We start from the raw sequence: 16,300 nt of genomic DNA on the forward strand, positions 1-16,300 counted from the left end.
GTGTCGTTCGACGACAGGACCGAAGGGGAACTCGCGGGGAGGGTCGCGCTCGTCTACGGCGGCGGCGGAGCCATCGGCGGTGCGGCGGCCCGCGGATTCGCGCGCCGAGGGGCCTCGGTGTTCCTCGCGGGACGGTCCCTGGCGCCCGCCGAGCGGACCGCTGCCGCGATCCGGGATGCCGGGGGTACCGCGGAGGCCTTCGAGGTCGACGCGCTCGACGAGAGCGCCGTACAGAGCTTCGTGGACGGCGTCGCGCGGCGGACGGGCCGTATCGACATCTCGTTCAACCTGATCGGCGTCGGCGACGTCCAGAAGCCGCTCACGGAGCTGACGGTCGACGAGTTCCTCGCCCCGATCGCGCACACGATGCGCACCCAGTTCCTGACCACGCGGGCCGCGGCCCGGCACATGGTGGCCCAGCGGTCGGGCGTCGTGCTCGCCTTCGGCGGCTCCGGTCCGCAGACGGAGCCGGGTCTCGGCGGTTTCAAGATCTCGCTGGACGCACTGGAGGGGCTGCGCCGGCAGTGGGCGTGCGAACTGGGTCCTTCGGGGATCCGCGTGGTGACCCTGAAGACGGGCGGAATCCCGGAGAGCCTGCCGCCGGACTTCGAAGGGCGCGCGGAGCTGACCGAGATGCTGACCGAGCCCACGCTGCTGGGCCGGGCGGCGACTCTCGACGACGTGGGCGAGGTCGCCGCGTTCGTGGCCTGCGACCGCGCCCGCACGATGACGTCCGCGACGGTGAACATCTCGTGCGGGGCGCTGGCCGACTACTGAGCCGGGCCGCTAGCGGATGGGCATGCCGGAGAGGGTGCGGGCGATGACCAGGCGCTGGATCTCGCTCGTGCCCTCGAAGATCGTGTAGATCGCGGCGTCGCGGTGCATCCGCTCGACGGGGTACTCGCGCGTGAAGCCGTTGCCGCCCAGGATCTGGACGGCCTGGGCGGTGACCTTCTTGGCGGTCTCACTCGCGAACAGCTTGGACATGGAGCCCTCGGCGTTCTCGAACTTCTTGCCGGTGGTCGCCATCCAGGAGGCGCGCCACACCAGGAGACGCGCGGCGTCGATCGAGGTGCGCATGTCGGCCAGCTGGAACGCGACGCCCTGGTTGTCGATGATCGGGCGGCCGAACTGCTCGCGCGTCTTCGCGTACTCCAGCGCCTCCTCGTAGGCGGCACGGGCGGTGCCGACCGCCATCGCGCCGACGGCCGGACGCGAGGCCTCGAAGGTCGCCATGGCGGCGTTCTTCACGCGCTCGCCGCCCTTCTGGGCCTTCTCGCGCGAGCGGGCGAGGCGCTCGTCCAGCTTGTCCTTGCCGCCGAGCAGGCAGGAGCCGGGGATCCGCACGTTCTCCAGGACGACCTCGGCGGTGTGCGAGGCGCGGATGCCGTGCTTCTTGAACTTCTGCCCCTGGGACAGGCCCGGCGTGTTCGGCGGCACGATGAAGGACGCGTGGCCCTTGGAACCGAGTGCGGGGTCCACGGAGGCGACGACCACGTGGACGTTGGCTATGCCGCCGTTGGTCGCCCACGTCTTGGTGCCGTTGAGGACCCACTCGTCCTTGGCCTCGTCGTAGACGGCCCGCGTGCGCATGGCGGCGACGTCCGAGCCCGCGTCCGGCTCGGAGGAGCAGAAAGCGGCCACCTTCACGTCGTTCACATCGCCGTACATCTGCGGGATCCAGGTGCCGATCTGCTCCTCGGTACCGTTGGCGAGGACGCCGACCGCGGCGAGGCCCGTGCCGACGATCGACAGGGCGATGCCCGCGTCGCCCCAGAACAGCTCCTCCATGGCCATCGGGATGCCGAGGCCGCTCGGGTCGAAAAACTGCTGCGCGTAGAAGTCGAGGGAGTAGATTCCGAGCTTGGCCGCTTCCTGGATGACCGGCCAGGGGGTTTCCTCGCGCTCGTCCCACTCGGCGGCCGCGGGGCGGATCACATCGGCGGCGAAGCCGTGAAGCCAGTCACGGACTTCCTTCTGCTCGTCGTTGAGATCCATTGTGAACTCGGCCATGACCCCTCCAGGGCTGCGTGCACTGCATATGTTACTTGCGGTAACTAGAGTCTGTTACTCGCCAGTAGCTCATGTCAACCTCCGAGCGCGCGTTCGATCCTGCCGCGGTGGCGGGTGTTACCTTTCGCGTGCGTCAAGCAATCGCACGGGCGGGGAGATCGTCATGGAGACCAAGCAACGGACGGACCAGCGCGCGGAGCAGCAGTCCGCCGCCGAGCGTCGGCGGCGTGAGCTGCTGGAGGCCGCGGACCGCGTGGTGCTCCGGGACGGTCCCGGCGCCTCGATGAACGCCATCGCCGCGGAGGCCGGGATCACCAAGCCGATCCTGTACCGGCACTTCGGCGACAAGGGCGGACTGTACGCGGCTCTGGCCAAACGGCACACGGACGCCCTGCTCGCTTCGCTGCGGGCGGCCCTGGACGCCCCCGCGGAGCGGCGCGAGCGGGTCGAGGCCACGCTGGACACCTATCTCGCGGCGATCGAGGCCAGGCCTCAGGTCTACCGCTTCCTGATGCATCCGGCGGAGGGCGCCCCCGTCGAGGCGGGGTTCGACGTCGGCCGGCACTCGGCGCCGCTGCTGCGACGGATGGGCGAGGAACTGGCCGAGGTCATCGAGGAGCGGGTCGATCTGGGACCCGGAAGCCAGCAGCTCGCGCGCGTGTGGGGGCACGGGATCGTCGGGATGATGCACGCCGCCGGTGACTGGTGGCTCGGTGAACGTCCTTGCTCGCGGGCCGAATTGGTGCAGGGGCTCGCCGATCTGCTGTGGGGGCGGCTCGCCGCCGCGGGCGACAAGGCCGGTGGGCCCGGGTTCTGACGGGTTCCGCCGCGGCGGCTGCGGGTGCGTTGCGGGGTGCCGGTGCGTCGTGGCTTGTCGCGCAGTTCCCCGCGCCCCTGGCGGGGCGACTCGCCCCGCCGCCGTCGAGTGCACGTTCGTCGTGGCTGAGCGCGCAGTTCCCCGCGCCCCTAGCGGGGCGCCTTGGCCCAGGGGGCCTTTGACGCTTGCCGCAATACGCGGCGGCGTCTCCAGCCTGTGACGCGGTCCGCGTAGATGCGGCCTTCCAGGTGATCGCACTCGTGCTGCAGGCAGCGGGCGAACCAGCCCGTGCCGTGGACGACCATCGGGTCGCCCTTCAGGTTCTGGCCCTCCACGCGCGCGTGGTCGAAGCGCGGGGTGCCCGCTTCCAGGCCCGGCAGGGACAGGCAGCCCTCGGGGCCGCGGATCACCACGCCGTCCGCCTCGACCAGGCGGGGATTGATGATGTGACCGACATGACGGACATCGTCGTCGTCCTCGCAGTCGTAGACGAAGACGCGCAGCGATTCCCCGATCTGGTTCGCGGCGAGGCCGACGCCCTGGGCCGCGTACATTGTCGCGTACATGTCCTCGACGAGGCGTGCGAGGGGCGGCCCGAAGTCCGTCACTTCCTCGCACGGACGGTGCAGCACGGGATCACCGAGCAGGGTCAGGGGTCTTACGCGCCCGGAGGCGCCCGGTACAGAGCCGTGTCGCATGAGCGCAAGGGTACGGTCGAGCGGTACCCCGAGCCGCAGTTCGGGCTTGTCAGGGGATCTCGATAGGCTGGGCCAGGAAAGCGATGCCGGGGGCAGGCGCGGCGCCGTACGCAAGGAGGACCCAAGAAGATGGCAGGCAACTCGGAGTCGATGACTCCGCGGGCCAAGCTCGCCGTGACGGCGGGCAAGGCCGCGGCCGCGGTGTCGCGCGCGGCAGGCCGCGGCAGCGGTTCGGTGATCGGCGGCAAGGTCGCGCTCAGGCTCGACCCCGAGCTGCTCGGACGGCTCGCCCAGCACCTGGACACGGTGCTCGTCTCGGCCACGAACGGCAAGACGACCACCACCCGCCTGATCGCCGAGGCACTGCGCGCGAGCGGCGAGGTCGTCTCGAACGCGCTGGGCGCGAACATGCCTGCTGGAATCACTTCCGCGCTGGCCGGCGGCTCGGACGCGAAGTTCGGCGTCATCGAGGTCGACGAGAAGTACCTCGCCGGCGTCGCCCGGGACGTGACCCCGAAGGCGATCGCGCTGCTCAACCTCTCGCGCGACCAGCTCGACCGCGCCGCCGAGACCCGCATGCTCGCCGAGAAGTGGCGCGAGGGTCTTGCCGGTTCGAAGGCCATCATCATCGCGAACTCCGACGACCCGCTGGTCGTCTGGGCCGCGTCGTCCTCGCCGAACGTCGTATGGGTCGCAGCGGGCCAGGAGTGGAAGGACGACGCCTGGTCCTGCCCGGCCTGCGGCGGCGTGATGCAGCGCCCCGGCGACGACTGGTTCTGCGGCGAGTGCGGCTTCCGCCGCCCGACGGCGAGCTGGGCGCTCCAGGGCGACTACGTCCTCGACCCGCACGGCTCCGCCTGGCCGATCCACCTCCAGCTGCCGGGCCGGGCCAACAAGGCGAACGCGGCCACCTCCGCAGCCGTCGCCGCCTGCTTCGGCGTACCGCCGCAGGTCGCCCTGGAGCGGATGTACCAGGTGCAGGCCGTGGCCGGCCGCTACGACGTCGTGCAGTTCCAGGGCCGCGACCTGCGGCTGCTGCTCGCCAAGAACCCGGCGGGCTGGCTCGAAACGTTCACTCTGATCGACCCGCCGCCCACCCCGGTGATCCTTTCGGTGAACGCGCGGGGCGCGGACGGCACCGACACCTCCTGGCTGTGGGACGTCGACTACACGCGTCTGGCCGGGCACCCGATCGCCGTCATCGGCGACCGCAAGCTCGACCTCGCGGTGCGTCTGGAGGTGGCCGGCCTGCAGTTCCAGGTCTGCGACACCATCGACCAGGCCGTGCAGGCCTCGCCGCCCGGACGGATCGAGCTGATCGCCAACTACACCGCGTTCCAGGACGTCCGCCGCCGCGTCGGCAACTGACCCCTGCCGACGACGAGAGCCAGCGAAGGATCATGAGCATGAGTGACAGCAGCCTGCGTCTCGTGTGGGTCTACCCCGACCTGCTCAGCACGTACGGAGACCAGGGCAACGCCCTGGTGGTGGAGCGCCGGGCCAACCAGCGCCGCCTCCAGGTCGAGCGGGCCGACGTCCGCAGCGACCAGCCGGTGCCCACCTCCGGCGACATCTACCTGATCGGCGGCGGCGAGGACCGGCCGCAGCGGCTGGCCGCGGAGCGGCTGCGGCGCGACGGCGGCCTGCAGCGCGCGGTGGCCAACGGCGCCATCGTGTTCTCCGTGTGCGCCGGATACCAGATCCTCGGACACGAGTTCATCAACGACCTCGGTGAGCGGGAGCCGGGCCTCGGCCTGCTCGACGTCGTCTCCACGCGCGGCGAGGGCGAGCGGTGCGTCGGTGACGTCCTGGGCGACATCGACCCGCAGCTGGGGCTGCCGCCGCTGACCGGGTTCGAGAACCACCAGGGCATCACGCACCTCGGCCCGTCGGCCCGCCCGTTCGCCCGCACCCGCATCGGCAAGGGCAACGGCACGGGAGACGGCACCGAAGGCGCCTTCAACGACACGGTGTTCGGCACGTACATGCACGGGCCCGTGCTCGCGCGGAATCCGCAGATCGCGGATCTGCTGTTGAAGCTGGCGCTGGATGTGAACGCGCTGCCGCCTGTGGATGACCGGTGGTACGAGGCGCTGCGCAACGAGCGGATCGCTTCCGCAACCGCTGCTCAGCCCGCCTAGACGTCTGCCCCGTCCGGTGGTTCGGCGGGTGCGGGTTCGTCGTGGCTGATCGCGCAGTTCCCCGCGCCCCTTCAGGGCGCTTCCGCGCCCATATGAGCGGGGCTGTCCACCTGGCGGACGCCCCATACGGTCGGTCCCCCGAGCGCCGCTAAGGTACGGGCAATCCAGCCGGACGACGTGGTCCGGTGATCGGGCCACGTTTGCAAAGGTATTGCGGGCTTATGCGTATTGGTGTCCTCACTTCAGGCGGCGACTGTCCCGGCCTGAACGCGGTGATCCGTTCGGTCGTGCACCGGGCCGTCGTCGACCACGGTGACGAGGTCATCGGCTTCCACGACGGGTGGAAGGGTCTGCTCGAATGCGACTACCGCAAGCTCGACCTGGACGCGGTGGGCGGCATCCTCGCCCGCGGCGGCACCATCCTCGGCTCGTCGCGGGTGCAGCCCGCCCATCTGCGCGACGGAGTGGACCGGGCCAAGGGGCACGTCGCCGACCTCGGTCTCGACGCCATCATCCCGATCGGCGGTGAGGGGACGCTCAAGGCGGCCCGGCTGCTCTCCGACAACGGGCTGCCGATCGTCGGCGTACCGAAGACGATCGACAACGACATCGCCGTCACCGACGTGACCTTCGGCTTCGACACCGCCGTCGGCGTCGCGACGGAGGCCCTCGACCGGCTGAAGACCACCGCCGAGTCGCACCAGCGGGTGCTGATCGTCGAGGTCATGGGACGGCACACCGGCTGGATCGCGCTGCACTCGGGCATGGCCGCCGGCGCGCACGCCGTGGTCGTGCCGGAGCGGCCGTTCGACATCGACGAGCTGACGAAGAAGGTCGGCGAGCGGTTCGAGGCCGGCAAGAAGTTCGCCATCGTCGTCGTCGCCGAGGGCGCCAAGCCCCGGGTCGGCTCGATGGAGTACGACGAGGGCGGCAAGGACGTCTACGGCCACGAGCGCTTCGCCGGGATCGCCCGCCAGCTCTCCATCGAGCTGGAGCAGCGGCTCGGCAAGGAGGCGCGTCCGGTGATCCTCGGTCACGTGCAGCGCGGCGGCACGCCGACCGCGTACGACCGGGTCCTCGCCACCCGCTTCGGCTGGCACGCCGTGGAGGCCGTGCACCGCGGTGAGTTCGGGCACATGACCGCGCTGCGCGGCACGGACATCGTGATGGTGTCGCTGGCCGAGGCCGTGGAGACCCTCAAGACGGTTCCCGAGGAGCGGTACGCCGAGGCGGAGTGCGTGCTTTAGCCCTCGCCCCGCCGCCTCCTCACCGCCTTCCCACCACAGAACTGCCCCCGGCCGATGTCACGGCCGGGGGCAGTTCTAGTCTGGTGGCGCACAATCCGTACGAATCGATCACCTGGAGCCGGCCGATGGATCACAGCGGGCACGGCATGGACGGCATGGATCTGCCGCCGTTCACGCTGGGGAACGGCCTTCAATGGTCGGCCGATCCCTTCTTCCTGGTCGGCTGCCTCCTCGCACTCGCGCTCTACGGGTGGGGGCTCGTCCGTCTCCTGCGGCGCGGGGACGCCTGGCCGGTGGGCCGCACCATCTCGTTCGTCGTCGGCGTGCTCACCATCGGTCTGGTGATGTGCACCAAGCTCAACGACTACGGCATGGTCATGTTCAGCGTGCACATGGTGCAGCACATGGTGATCAGCATGCTGTCGCCGATCCTGCTGCTCATGGGCGCCCCGATCACGCTCGCGCTGCGCGCGCTGCCGGTGGCGTCGAAGCGGGGCAGCAAGGGGCCCCGCGAACTGCTGCTGATGCTGCTGCACAGCCGCTACATGAAGATCATCACGCATCCGGCGTTCACCATTCCGCTGTTCATCGCGAGCCTCTACGTCCTCTACTTCACGCCGCTCTTCGACTTCCTGATGGGGTCGCAGGTCGGTCACCTCGCGATGATGGTGCACTTCCTCGCCGTCGGCGTGGTGTTCTTCTGGCCGATCATGGGCGTGGACCCGGGGCCGCACCGGCCCGGCTACGTGATGCGGATGCTGGAGCTGTTCGCGGGCATGCCGTTCCACGCGTTCTTCGGGATCGCGCTGATGATGGCGAGCACCACGATGGTGGGCACGTTCGAGAACCCGCCGGCCTCGCTGGGCCTCGATCCGATGTCCGACCAGACGGCGGCCGGCGGTATCGCCTGGGCGTTCAGCGAGGTGCCGTCGGTCCTGGTGCTGCTCGCGCTGCTCTTCCAGTGGAAGAAGTCCGAGGAGCGGCAGGCGCGGCGCAAGGACCGTGCCGCGGACCGGGACGGCGACAAGGAGCTGGCCGCCTACAACGCCTACCTGGCCTCACTGAACGCACGCGGGCAGTAGCGCCACGGCCCCCTCCCGGGTGAGGATGGCCTTCTGGCCGCGGCACGGGCGCCGCACAACACCGCCGTACGGCGTCCCGGCTGCCGGGAGGAGGGTGTGTGATGCCCGGATCCACGAAGACGATGGGCGTGTTCACCGTCGGCGGCCTGGTGGCCGTGACCGCCTACACGGTGGCGCTCGGAAGCAATGGCTGGCTGTGGTTCGGCTGGATCGTGCTGGGCCTGATCACCGTGGCGATGGTGGCCTCCCACAACCCCTGAGGTACAACCCCTGACGTACGGACCGGGCATTGGTTACTGTGCGTTCGCGCCCGTAAATGCTCCATGGGGGAAGGCGACGGCCATGTTCTACCGACTGCTCAAGTACGTGATCCTCGGACCGCTGCTGCGGCTGATGTTCCGGCCGAGGATCGAGGGCCTGGAACACGTACCGGACGAGGGGGCCGCGATCGTCGCGGGGAACCATCTGTCGTTCGCGGACCACTTCCTGATGCCGGCGATCCTCAAGCGGCGGATCACGTTCCTGGCGAAGGCGGAGTACTTCACCGGGCCCGGCGTGAAGGGCCGGCTGACCGCCGCGTTCTTCCGCAGCGCCGGGCAGATCCCGGTCGACCGCTCCGGCAAGGAGGCGGGCCGCGCCGCGATCCGCGAGGGGCTCGGGGTGCTGCGCCGCGGCGAGCTGCTCGGCATCTATCCGGAGGGCACCCGCTCGCACGACGGCCGCCTCTACAAGGGCAAGGTCGGGGTCGCCGCGATGGCCCTGAAGGCGCAGGTCCCGGTGATTCCGTGCGCGATGATCGGCACGTTCGAGGCCCAGCCGCCGGGCCAGAAGATTCCCAGCATGCGGCGGATCACCATCCGCTTCGGTGAGCCGCTGGACTTCGCGCGGTATGCGGGGATGGACGGCGAGAAGGTGATCCTGCGGGCGGTCACCGACGAGATCATGTACGCGATCCTGGAGCTGTCCGGCCAGGAGTACGTCGACAAGTACGCGGCGCAGGTGAAGGCGGAGGCCGAGGAGGCCAGGGCCCGGAAGTTCCCGCGGATGCCGCTCAGCTGAGTCGTTCTGCGGTGAGCAGAGAAACCTGGGCCCCGGCGCCCCGATCACCGTACGGTCCGGGCATGAAGACGGCTTTGGTGATCGGTGCGGCAGGACAGATCGGGCGACCTTCGGTACAGGCGCTCGTACGGGACGGATGGGCGGTGACGGCGGCGTCGCTCGGCGGCGGGCGGGACGAGCACTGGCCCGACGAGGTGCGGTCGGTGCGGCTGGACCGGGAGGACGGTGCCGCCGTCGCGGCGCTCGTCGGGGACGGGGTCGACCTCGTCGTCGACCTGGTGGCGTTCACACCGGAGCACGGGCAGCAGCTCGCGGGGCTCGCCGACCGGATCGGTTCGGCGGTCGTGGTGTCGAGCGGCGCGGTCTACGTGGACGAGCGGGGCCGCGGCTTTCACACGCAGGAGGAGCCGGACGGCTGGCCGCACTATCCCGTGCCGATACCGGAGACCTGGCACACGGTGGCCCCCGGCGACGGCTACGGCGCGCGCAAGACGCGGATCGAACAGGATCTGCTGGCGCTCGGTGACCGGCTTCCGACGACCGTGCTGCGGGCGTCCGCCGTGCACGGCCCGCACTGCCGCACCCCGCGCGAGCTGTACTTCGTGAAGCGGAACCTGGACGGGCGCCGGACGCGCGTGCTCGCGTACAACGGCGCGAGCACGTTCCACCCGGCGAGCGTGCACAACCTGGCGGAGCTGGTGCGCCTGGCCGCTGCCAGGCCCGGGTCGCGGGTGCTGAACGGCGCCGATCCCGACCATCCCTCCGTCGGCGAGATCGGCGCGATGATCGACACGCTGATGGGCGTGGAGACGGAGTCGGTGCTCGTCGACGGCCCGCCGCCCGCGCCGAACGTCGGCGACTCCCCGTGGGCGGTGCCGCACCCGCTGATCGTCGACATGTCGGCAGCCGAGCGCGAACTGGGGTACAAGCCGGTGACGACGTACGCCGAGGCGCTGCCGGAGACGGTGGAGTGGCTGGCCGGCCGGCTGCGCGAGCGCGACTGGCAGGACGCCTTCCCGAAGATGGTGGCCTCGTACACGACCGGGATCTTCGACTACGCGGCCGAGGACGCCTGGCTGGCCACGCGCTGACGGCGAGAGGCCCGGCCCCCGGGAAGGGGGCCGGGCCTCTCAGACGGCGCGGGTCAGGGCTTCGGGGTGGCGTGCGGGGTGCACGTCACGTCCTTGCTGTCGACCTTGCCGGTGAGCAGGTACGTGTCGACCCGGTCGTTGATGCAGGGGTTGGTCAGACCGGTGACACCGTGCGAGCCCGCGTCCTTCTCGGTGATCAGGCGGGAGCCCTTGAAGCGCTTGTGCAGCTCGACGGCGCCCTCGTACGGGGTGGCGGCGTCGCGCTCCGACTGGACGATGAGGACGGACGGCAGACCCTTGCCCGTCTTCACGTCGGTCGGCGTCTGCTGCTTGGTCTTCCAGGTGGCGCAGGGCAGGTTCATCCAGGCGTTGGCCCACGTCATGAACGGGTACTTCTTGTTCAGTTCCGTGTTGTCCTTGTCCCACTTCGACCAGCTGGTGGGCCACTTGGCGTCGGCGCACTCGACGGCGGTGTAGACCGCGTTGCCGTTCTCCGAGGACGCGTTGCCCGCGGTGTCCGACAGGTCGGGGGCGGCGGCGTCGACGAGCGCCTGCGTGTCACCCGCGACGTACTTGCTCCACACCTGGGCGACCGGCACCCACGAGGAGTCGTAGTACGGCGCGCTCTGGAAGAAGCCGATCAGCTCGGCCGGGCCGACGACCCCGCCGATGGGGTTCTTCTTCGCGGCGGCGCGCAGGGTCTCCCACTGCTTCTGCACCGCGGCCCGCGTGGTGCCGAGGTGGAAGGTCGCGTCGTTCTTGGCGACCCAGTCCTGCCAGTCCTTCCAGCGGCCCTCGAAGGCGATGTCCTGGTTCAGGTTGGCCTGGTACCAGATGTTGCTCTTCTCGGGGTTGACGACGCTGTCCACGATCATGCGGCGGACGTGGCCCGGGAAGAGCGTGCCGTAGACGGCGCCCAGGTAGGTGCCGTACGAGACGCCCAGGTAGTTGAGCTTCTTCTCGCCGAGCGCGGCACGGATGACGTCGAGGTCGCGCGCGGTGTTCGGCGTCGTCATGTACGGCAGCATCTCGCCGCTGCGCTCGTAGCAGCCGTCCGCGTACTCCTTGGCGAGCTTGCGCTGGGCGCGCTTGTCCGCCTCGGAGTCGGGGACCGGATCGGCCTTGGGTGCCTTGACGAACTCCTGCGGGTCGATGCAGGAGATCGGCGCCGAGTGGCCGACGCCGCGCGGGTCGAAGCCGACGAAGTCGTACGCCTTCGAGGTCTTCGTCCACAGCGGGTTCTTGGTGGTCACCCGCGTCGGGAAGCGCATGCCGGAGCCGCCCGGGCCGCCCGGGTTGTAGACGAGGGCGCCCTGGCGCTCGCCCTTGGTGCCGGTGCTGGCGGCGCGGTCGACGGCGAGCTTGATCTGCTTGCCGAACGGCTTCGCGTAGTCGAGCGGAACGGTGACGTACCCGCACTGGATCGGCTGGGCGAACCCCCAGTCCGCGGGACAGTCCTTCCAGTCGATGCCGTGCTTCGCCGCCTTGGCCGCGGCGATCGCCGCGCCCACCGCCTCGCGGTCGTGGCTGCTCGCGCCCTTCGAGTGCGGCGCCGAGGCGCTGGCGACGGGGGCGGTGACCGCTCCCGCTATCAGCGCCGCCACGGCCACGGCACCGGCGGAACCGGCAGCCACCCGCCGTCTGCCGCTTCCCGTCTGTCGAGTCCGTCTCAAGAGAGTCCTCCCGTACATGGATTCGATCATTACGTCGATCGGGTTGCCGACCGGTACCGGGATCCTGTCGGCTGTGAGCACCCTGAGGACAGTCGCGACGTCCGATCTTTACCAATCCGATAAACGGGATAACTCGCCCCGGTGAGCGGTCAGTCGGCCAGACGGAGCAATGCCTCGTCGAGCGTGCGGCGCAACCGCAGGGCGTCGGGGGCGACCGCGGTGACGAGGACGGCGGGGCCCGCGAGCGGGGTGAGCGCAGCGGTGCCCTGCTCGTCCAGGACCGCGGCGGCCGGCCGGTCCTTCTCGAACTCCGGCCGTACGACGACCAGCTGGCCCAGGGCCCGGTGCCCGGCCAGGACGGCGGGACCGTCCCAGCCGCCGGGCGCGCCGGGGCCGCAGGCCAGTTCCTGGTCCAGGAGCGGGCGGCCGTCCCGGTAGACGGTCAGCCGGCTGGTGAGGCGGCCCGGCTCCTCCCCCGTCCGGCCGAGCACCTGCTCCTCGCGCAGCACGAGCCGGGCGCCCGGGGCCAGCTCGGCGCGGGTGGTGACGCGCAGGTCGCTGCCGTTCGCCGAGATCAGCTGCTCGGGCAGCCAGTCGAGGCGGGCCCCGTCGGCGACGGTGAGCCGGACGTCGTAGCGGGCCTCGCCCCTGGCCTGGCCGGGCAGCGCGAGCGTGGCGGCGACGGAGCCGACGTGCAGCCGCGCCCCTTCGTCCGCGCGGGCCCCGACGGTGAAGCGGTCGCCGCCGAGGGGGCCGCTCATCGCGCCGACGAGCATGACGCGGGCCTCGTCGGCGTGCGCGGCCCGGGTGCGGCGCACGGCGAGCGAGCCCTCGCCCTCCAGGACCGGCAGGGCGGTGCCGCCTCGGCCGTCGCCGCGGGCGGCGATCCGGGCGGCGGACCGGACACCCGCCGACATCACGCCGTCCAGGCCGCGAGCCGGCCGCGCACCCAGGCGGCCACGTCGCCGACGCCGCCCTCGGAGCGCAACGACTGGAGGACGACGGGGAGTTCGGCGCGCTGCGCCTTGGCGTCCGTGGCCATCCGGCCCAGGTCGGAGCCGACGTAGGGGGCGAGGTCGGTCTTGTTGATGACGAGCAGGTCCGCGGTGGTGACGCCGGGGCCGCCCTTGCGCGGGATGTCGTCGCCGCCCGCGACGTCGATCACGAAGATCTGGGCGTCGACGAGCCCCTTGGAGAAGGTCGCGGTGAGGTTGTCGCCGCCGGACTCGACGAGGATGAGATCGAGCGGCCCGACCTCGTCCTCCAGGTCCTCGACGGCCTCCAGGTTGGCGGAGATGTCGTCCCGGATCGCGGTGTGCGGGCAGGCGCCGGTCTCCACGGCGGTGATCCGCTCGGGCGGCAGCACGGCCTCGCGCAGCAGGAACTCGGCGTCCTCGCGGGTGTAGATGTCGTTGGTGACGACGGCGAGGGACAGCTCGTCGCGCAGGGTGCGGCAGAGCGCGGCGACGGTGGCCGTCTTCCCGGACCCGACGGGCCCGCCGAGCCCGATGCGCAGGGCACGCCGGTTCCCGTCGGGCCGCCGGGCGTCGGCGGAGACGGCGGAGGCTTCGTCGTGGGTGTGTCCAAGGTGCATGTGCATATGAATCACGGCTCCAGAGATCTGCCTTCTCAGCCTGTCCAGGGGGCACCTCCCAGCGTTAGCTGGGGGAGTTTGAGGACGAGGCCGTTCAGGCCGATAGGGGGGTCCGGGGGCGCAGCCCCCGATTTCGAACAGAGGCGGAATCCACCTAGGAAGCGAACAGCCGCACGGGCCAGGCGGCATGCGCCTCGGCACCGATCTCCAGCAGCGGAGCGCTCCCGGCGGGCAGGGCGTCGACCCCGAGGTCGACAGCCCGCCGCGCCGCGTCCACGGCATCGGCGACGACCCGGTCCAGCTCCGGCGCCAGCCGCGCAAGCGCCCCGGTCGCGTCGAACGGATCCAGGCTGAGCAACCGCACGACGGCGGTCGCGGGCCCGCTGATCCCTTCGTACGCGGAGCAGTACGCGGCGTCCTCGGCGCCGAGCCCGGCGGCCCGGGCGGTGAGCCCGAGGACCACCGGCTGGTGGGCGCCCTTGGGGAACTTCCCCGCCAGGGCGTCGAGTTCGGGGTGCGGCCAGGTGGCGCGGGCGGCCCGCATCAGCTGCCGCCCGAGCCTGCGGGCCGCGACCCGCAGCGCGGCCGACGGGGTTCTGGCGTCGGCCGCCGTGTCGAGGGCGACCGGGTCGACGCCGAGCGCCGCCGCCGCGGCGAGGGCCGCCGAGACGGCTCCGCCGGTGTGCAGGCGGCCGCGGCAGAACTCCTCCAGGCTCACGGCGCCGGTGATGCGGCCCGCCCTGACCGCGGCCTCCGCGCCGCCGGAGTGGGCGTGCCCACCGGCGGGGAAGCGGCCGTCCGCCAGGACGAGCAGGGTTGCGCGCGTCATGAGATAGGCACCCGTTCCGCGCTCAGAACAGGAAGTACCGCTGCGCGAGCGGCAGTTCGGCGGCCGGGGCGGGTTCGACGAGTTCGCCGTCGATGGTCACGGCGAACGAGTCGGGGGCGACCTCGACGCGCGGCAGGGCATCGTTGTTGATCATGTCGGACTTGCCGCGGCCGCGGGTCGACCGGATCGGGACGAAGGACCGGTCGAGGCCGAGCCGCTCCACGAGTCCGTCCTCGATCGCCGCCTCCGTCACGAAGTTGAGGGAGTTGGCGGCGGGTGCCTTGCCGTATGCGCCGAACATCGGGCGCGGCAGTACCGGCTGCGGGGTGGGGATCGAGGCGTTGGCGTCGCCCATCTGCGCGTAGGCGATCTGTCCGCCCTTGAGCACCACCTGCGGCTTCACGCCGAAGAACCTCGGGTCCCAGAGCACCACGTCGGCGAGCTTGCCGGGCTCCACGGAGCCGATTTCACCCTCGATGCCCTGGGCGATCGCCGCGTTGATCGTGTATTTGGCGACATAGCGACGCGCGCGCTGGTTGTCCGCGCGCAGATCGCCGGGGAGCAGGCCGCGGCGGCGCTTCATCACGTGCGCGGTCTGCCAGGTGCGCATGATGACCTCGCCGATGCGGCCCATGGCCTGCGAGTCCGAGGACATGATCGAGATGGCGCCCATGTCGTGCAGGATGTCCTCGGCCGCGATGGTGGTGGGCCGGATGCGGGACTCGGCGAAGGCGAGGTCCTCGGGGACCGCCGGGTTGAGGTGGTGGCAGACCATCAGCATGTCGAGGTGCTCCTCGACGGTGTTGACGGTGTGCGGCCGGGTCGGGTTGGTGGAGGACGGCAGCATGTTGGGCAGCTGCACGGCGGTGATCATGTCGGGGGCGTGGCCGCCGCCCGCGCCCTCGACGTGGAAGGCGTGCAGGGTGCGGCCGCCGACGGCGTCGAAGGTGTCCTGGACGAAGCCCGCCTCGTTCAGGGTGTCCGAGTGGACGGCGAGCTGGGCGCCGGACTCCTCGCAGACGTCGAGGCAGGCGGAGATCACGGCCGGGGTGGCGCCCCAGTCCTCGTGGATCTTGAACCCGCAGACTCCGGCGCGCAGTTGGTCGCGCATGGAGTCCTTCGACATGGTGTTGCCCTTGCCGAGGAAGCCGATGTTGACGGGGCTGTTCTCCATCGCGGCGAACATCCGGGCGAGGTGCCAGGAGCCGGGCGTGATGGTGGTGGCCTTCGATCCCTCGGCCGGTCCGGTGCCGCCGCCGACGAGCGTCGTCACGCCGGAGGCGAGGGCCTCGTCGACGATGGTCGGCGAGATGAAGTGGATGTGGGTGTCGATGCCGCCCGCGGTGACGATCTTGCCGTTGCCGGCCAGGACCTCGGTCTCGGGGCCGATGACGAGATCCGGGTGGACGCCGTCCATGGTGTCCGGGTTGCCGGACTTGCCGATGGCGGTGATCCGGCCGTCGCGGATGCCGATGTCGGCCTTGACGATGCCCCAGTGGTCGATGATGACGGCGCCGGTGATGACGGTGTCCGGGGTGCCTTCCGCGCGCGTGGCACGCGACTGGCCCATGGACTCGCGGATGACCTTGCCCCCGCCGAAGACGGATTCGTCGCCGGAGCGGCCGGGGCCGCCGCAGCGGTCCTCCTCGATCTCGACGAGCAGGTCGGTGTCGGCGAGCCGGATGCGGTCGCCCGTGGTGGGGCCGAACAGATCGGCGTAGGCGGCGCGGGACAGCTCAGGCATCGAGGGGACCTCCGGTCTCGCCGCGCAGGCCGGGGACGATCCGGCGGCCCGCCAGGGGTACGAGTTCGACGTCGACGGGGATGCCGGGCTCGAAGCGGACGGCGGTGCCCGCGGCGATGTTCAGCCGCTTGCCGCGGGCGGCGGCGCGGTCGAAGTCGAGACCGGGGTTGGCCTCGGCGAAGTGGTAGTGGGAGCCGACCTGGACGGGCCGGTCGGCGGCGTTCAGCACCGTCATGCGGGTGACGTCGCGGCCCTCGTTGTAGACGACGGGCGCGTCGGCGAAGAGGATCTCTCCGGGAATCATGGCTGCCG

Annotated in this window: 17 protein-coding genes; 9 read left to right on the forward strand and 8 right to left on the reverse strand. The window is 71.1% G+C overall.

Annotated elements, in window-relative coordinates:
• A complete protein-coding gene (locus tag ACFVDP_RS13575) occupies nucleotides 1-777 on the forward strand; it encodes an SDR family NAD(P)-dependent oxidoreductase (RefSeq protein ID WP_383488073.1) in 777 nt (258 codons plus the stop codon).
• Nucleotides 778-786: 9 nt separating this feature from the next.
• On the opposite strand, the gene ACFVDP_RS13580 is transcribed toward ACFVDP_RS13575, so the two are convergent.
• A complete protein-coding gene (locus ACFVDP_RS13580; protein WP_111663516.1) occupies nucleotides 787-2,013 on the reverse strand; it encodes an acyl-CoA dehydrogenase family protein in 1,227 nt (408 codons plus the stop codon).
• Between the two features lie 163 nt (nucleotides 2,014-2,176).
• Here ACFVDP_RS13580 and ACFVDP_RS13585 point away from each other — a divergent pair, with 163 nt between their 5' ends.
• Entirely contained in the window at nucleotides 2,177-2,830 is a 654-nt protein-coding gene (locus tag ACFVDP_RS13585; RefSeq protein ID WP_383488076.1) for a TetR family transcriptional regulator, read from the forward strand.
• Nucleotides 2,831-2,979: 149 nt separating this feature from the next.
• On the opposite strand, the gene def is transcribed toward ACFVDP_RS13585, so the two are convergent.
• The gene (gene def / locus ACFVDP_RS13590; protein ID WP_383488079.1) at nucleotides 2,980-3,528 is read right to left on the reverse strand and encodes a peptide deformylase; all 549 of its coding nucleotides are present in this window, start codon (nucleotides 3,526-3,528) and stop codon (nucleotides 2,980-2,982) included.
• A 129-nt stretch (nucleotides 3,529-3,657) separates the two neighbouring features.
• Here def and ACFVDP_RS13595 point away from each other — a divergent pair, with 129 nt between their 5' ends.
• The 7 genes from ACFVDP_RS13595 (at nucleotide 3,658) to ACFVDP_RS13625 (ending at nucleotide 10,148) form a co-directional block, all read left to right on the forward strand.
• On the forward strand, nucleotides 3,658-4,896 hold the full coding sequence (locus tag ACFVDP_RS13595; protein WP_383488082.1) for a MurT ligase domain-containing protein: 1,239 nt from the start codon (nucleotides 3,658-3,660) through the stop codon (nucleotides 4,894-4,896).
• Nucleotides 4,897-4,934: 38 nt separating this feature from the next.
• Nucleotides 4,935-5,669 carry a type 1 glutamine amidotransferase gene (locus ACFVDP_RS13600; RefSeq protein WP_111663520.1) on the forward strand — a complete coding sequence of 245 codons (735 nt, stop codon included), beginning with the start codon at nucleotides 4,935-4,937 and terminating at the stop codon, nucleotides 5,667-5,669.
• Nucleotides 5,670-5,890: 221 nt separating this feature from the next.
• Nucleotides 5,891-6,916 carry a 6-phosphofructokinase gene (locus ACFVDP_RS13605; RefSeq protein WP_383488086.1) on the forward strand — a complete coding sequence of 342 codons (1,026 nt, stop codon included), beginning with the start codon at nucleotides 5,891-5,893 and terminating at the stop codon, nucleotides 6,914-6,916.
• Nucleotides 6,917-7,041: 125 nt separating this feature from the next.
• The gene (locus ACFVDP_RS13610; RefSeq protein ID WP_383488089.1) at nucleotides 7,042-7,998 is read left to right on the forward strand and encodes a cytochrome c oxidase assembly protein; all 957 of its coding nucleotides are present in this window, start codon (nucleotides 7,042-7,044) and stop codon (nucleotides 7,996-7,998) included.
• A gap of 101 nt (nucleotides 7,999-8,099) precedes the next feature.
• Entirely contained in the window at nucleotides 8,100-8,258 is a 159-nt protein-coding gene (locus tag ACFVDP_RS13615) for a hypothetical protein (protein ID WP_181512557.1), read from the forward strand.
• A gap of 82 nt (nucleotides 8,259-8,340) precedes the next feature.
• Nucleotides 8,341-9,057 (forward strand): lysophospholipid acyltransferase family protein, encoded by a 717-nt coding sequence (locus ACFVDP_RS13620; RefSeq protein WP_383488092.1) that lies wholly within the window; start codon nucleotides 8,341-8,343, stop codon nucleotides 9,055-9,057.
• Nucleotides 9,058-9,119: 62 nt separating this feature from the next.
• A complete protein-coding gene (locus ACFVDP_RS13625; RefSeq protein WP_383488095.1) occupies nucleotides 9,120-10,148 on the forward strand; it encodes an NAD-dependent epimerase/dehydratase family protein in 1,029 nt (342 codons plus the stop codon).
• 53 nt (nucleotides 10,149-10,201) lie between these two features.
• On the opposite strand, the gene ACFVDP_RS13630 is transcribed toward ACFVDP_RS13625, so the two are convergent.
• The 6 genes from ACFVDP_RS13630 to ACFVDP_RS13655 all read right to left on the reverse strand — a co-directional run bounded on the left by ACFVDP_RS13630 (nucleotide 10,202) and on the right by ACFVDP_RS13655 (nucleotide 16,292).
• A complete protein-coding gene (locus ACFVDP_RS13630) occupies nucleotides 10,202-11,839 on the reverse strand; it encodes an alpha/beta hydrolase (protein WP_383488563.1) in 1,638 nt (545 codons plus the stop codon).
• A gap of 131 nt (nucleotides 11,840-11,970) precedes the next feature.
• Complete coding sequence (locus tag ACFVDP_RS13635; protein WP_383488098.1) at nucleotides 11,971-12,738, reverse strand: urease accessory protein UreD; 768 nt, start codon at nucleotides 12,736-12,738, stop codon at nucleotides 11,971-11,973.
• Nucleotides 12,738-13,415 (reverse strand): urease accessory protein UreG, encoded by a 678-nt coding sequence (gene ureG / locus ACFVDP_RS13640; protein WP_383488101.1) that lies wholly within the window; start codon nucleotides 13,413-13,415, stop codon nucleotides 12,738-12,740. The genes ACFVDP_RS13635 and ureG overlap by 1 nt, the downstream gene beginning before the upstream one ends.
• 154 nt (nucleotides 13,416-13,569) lie before the next feature.
• The gene (locus ACFVDP_RS13645; RefSeq protein WP_383488104.1) at nucleotides 13,570-14,244 is read right to left on the reverse strand and encodes an urease accessory protein UreF; all 675 of its coding nucleotides are present in this window, start codon (nucleotides 14,242-14,244) and stop codon (nucleotides 13,570-13,572) included.
• Between the two features lie 22 nt (nucleotides 14,245-14,266).
• The gene (locus tag ACFVDP_RS13650) at nucleotides 14,267-15,988 is read right to left on the reverse strand and encodes an urease subunit alpha (protein ID WP_383488107.1); all 1,722 of its coding nucleotides are present in this window, start codon (nucleotides 15,986-15,988) and stop codon (nucleotides 14,267-14,269) included.
• Nucleotides 15,981-16,292, reverse strand: a complete 312-nt coding sequence (locus ACFVDP_RS13655; RefSeq protein ID WP_383488109.1) for an urease subunit beta — start codon at nucleotides 16,290-16,292, stop codon at nucleotides 15,981-15,983. The genes ACFVDP_RS13650 and ACFVDP_RS13655 overlap by 8 nt, the downstream gene beginning before the upstream one ends.
• Nucleotides 16,293-16,300: the final 8 nt, after the last annotated feature.

The sequence above is a fragment of the Streptomyces sp. NPDC057694 genome, from assembly GCF_042799415.1.
Classification (GTDB): domain Bacteria; phylum Actinomycetota; class Actinomycetes; order Streptomycetales; family Streptomycetaceae; genus Streptomyces.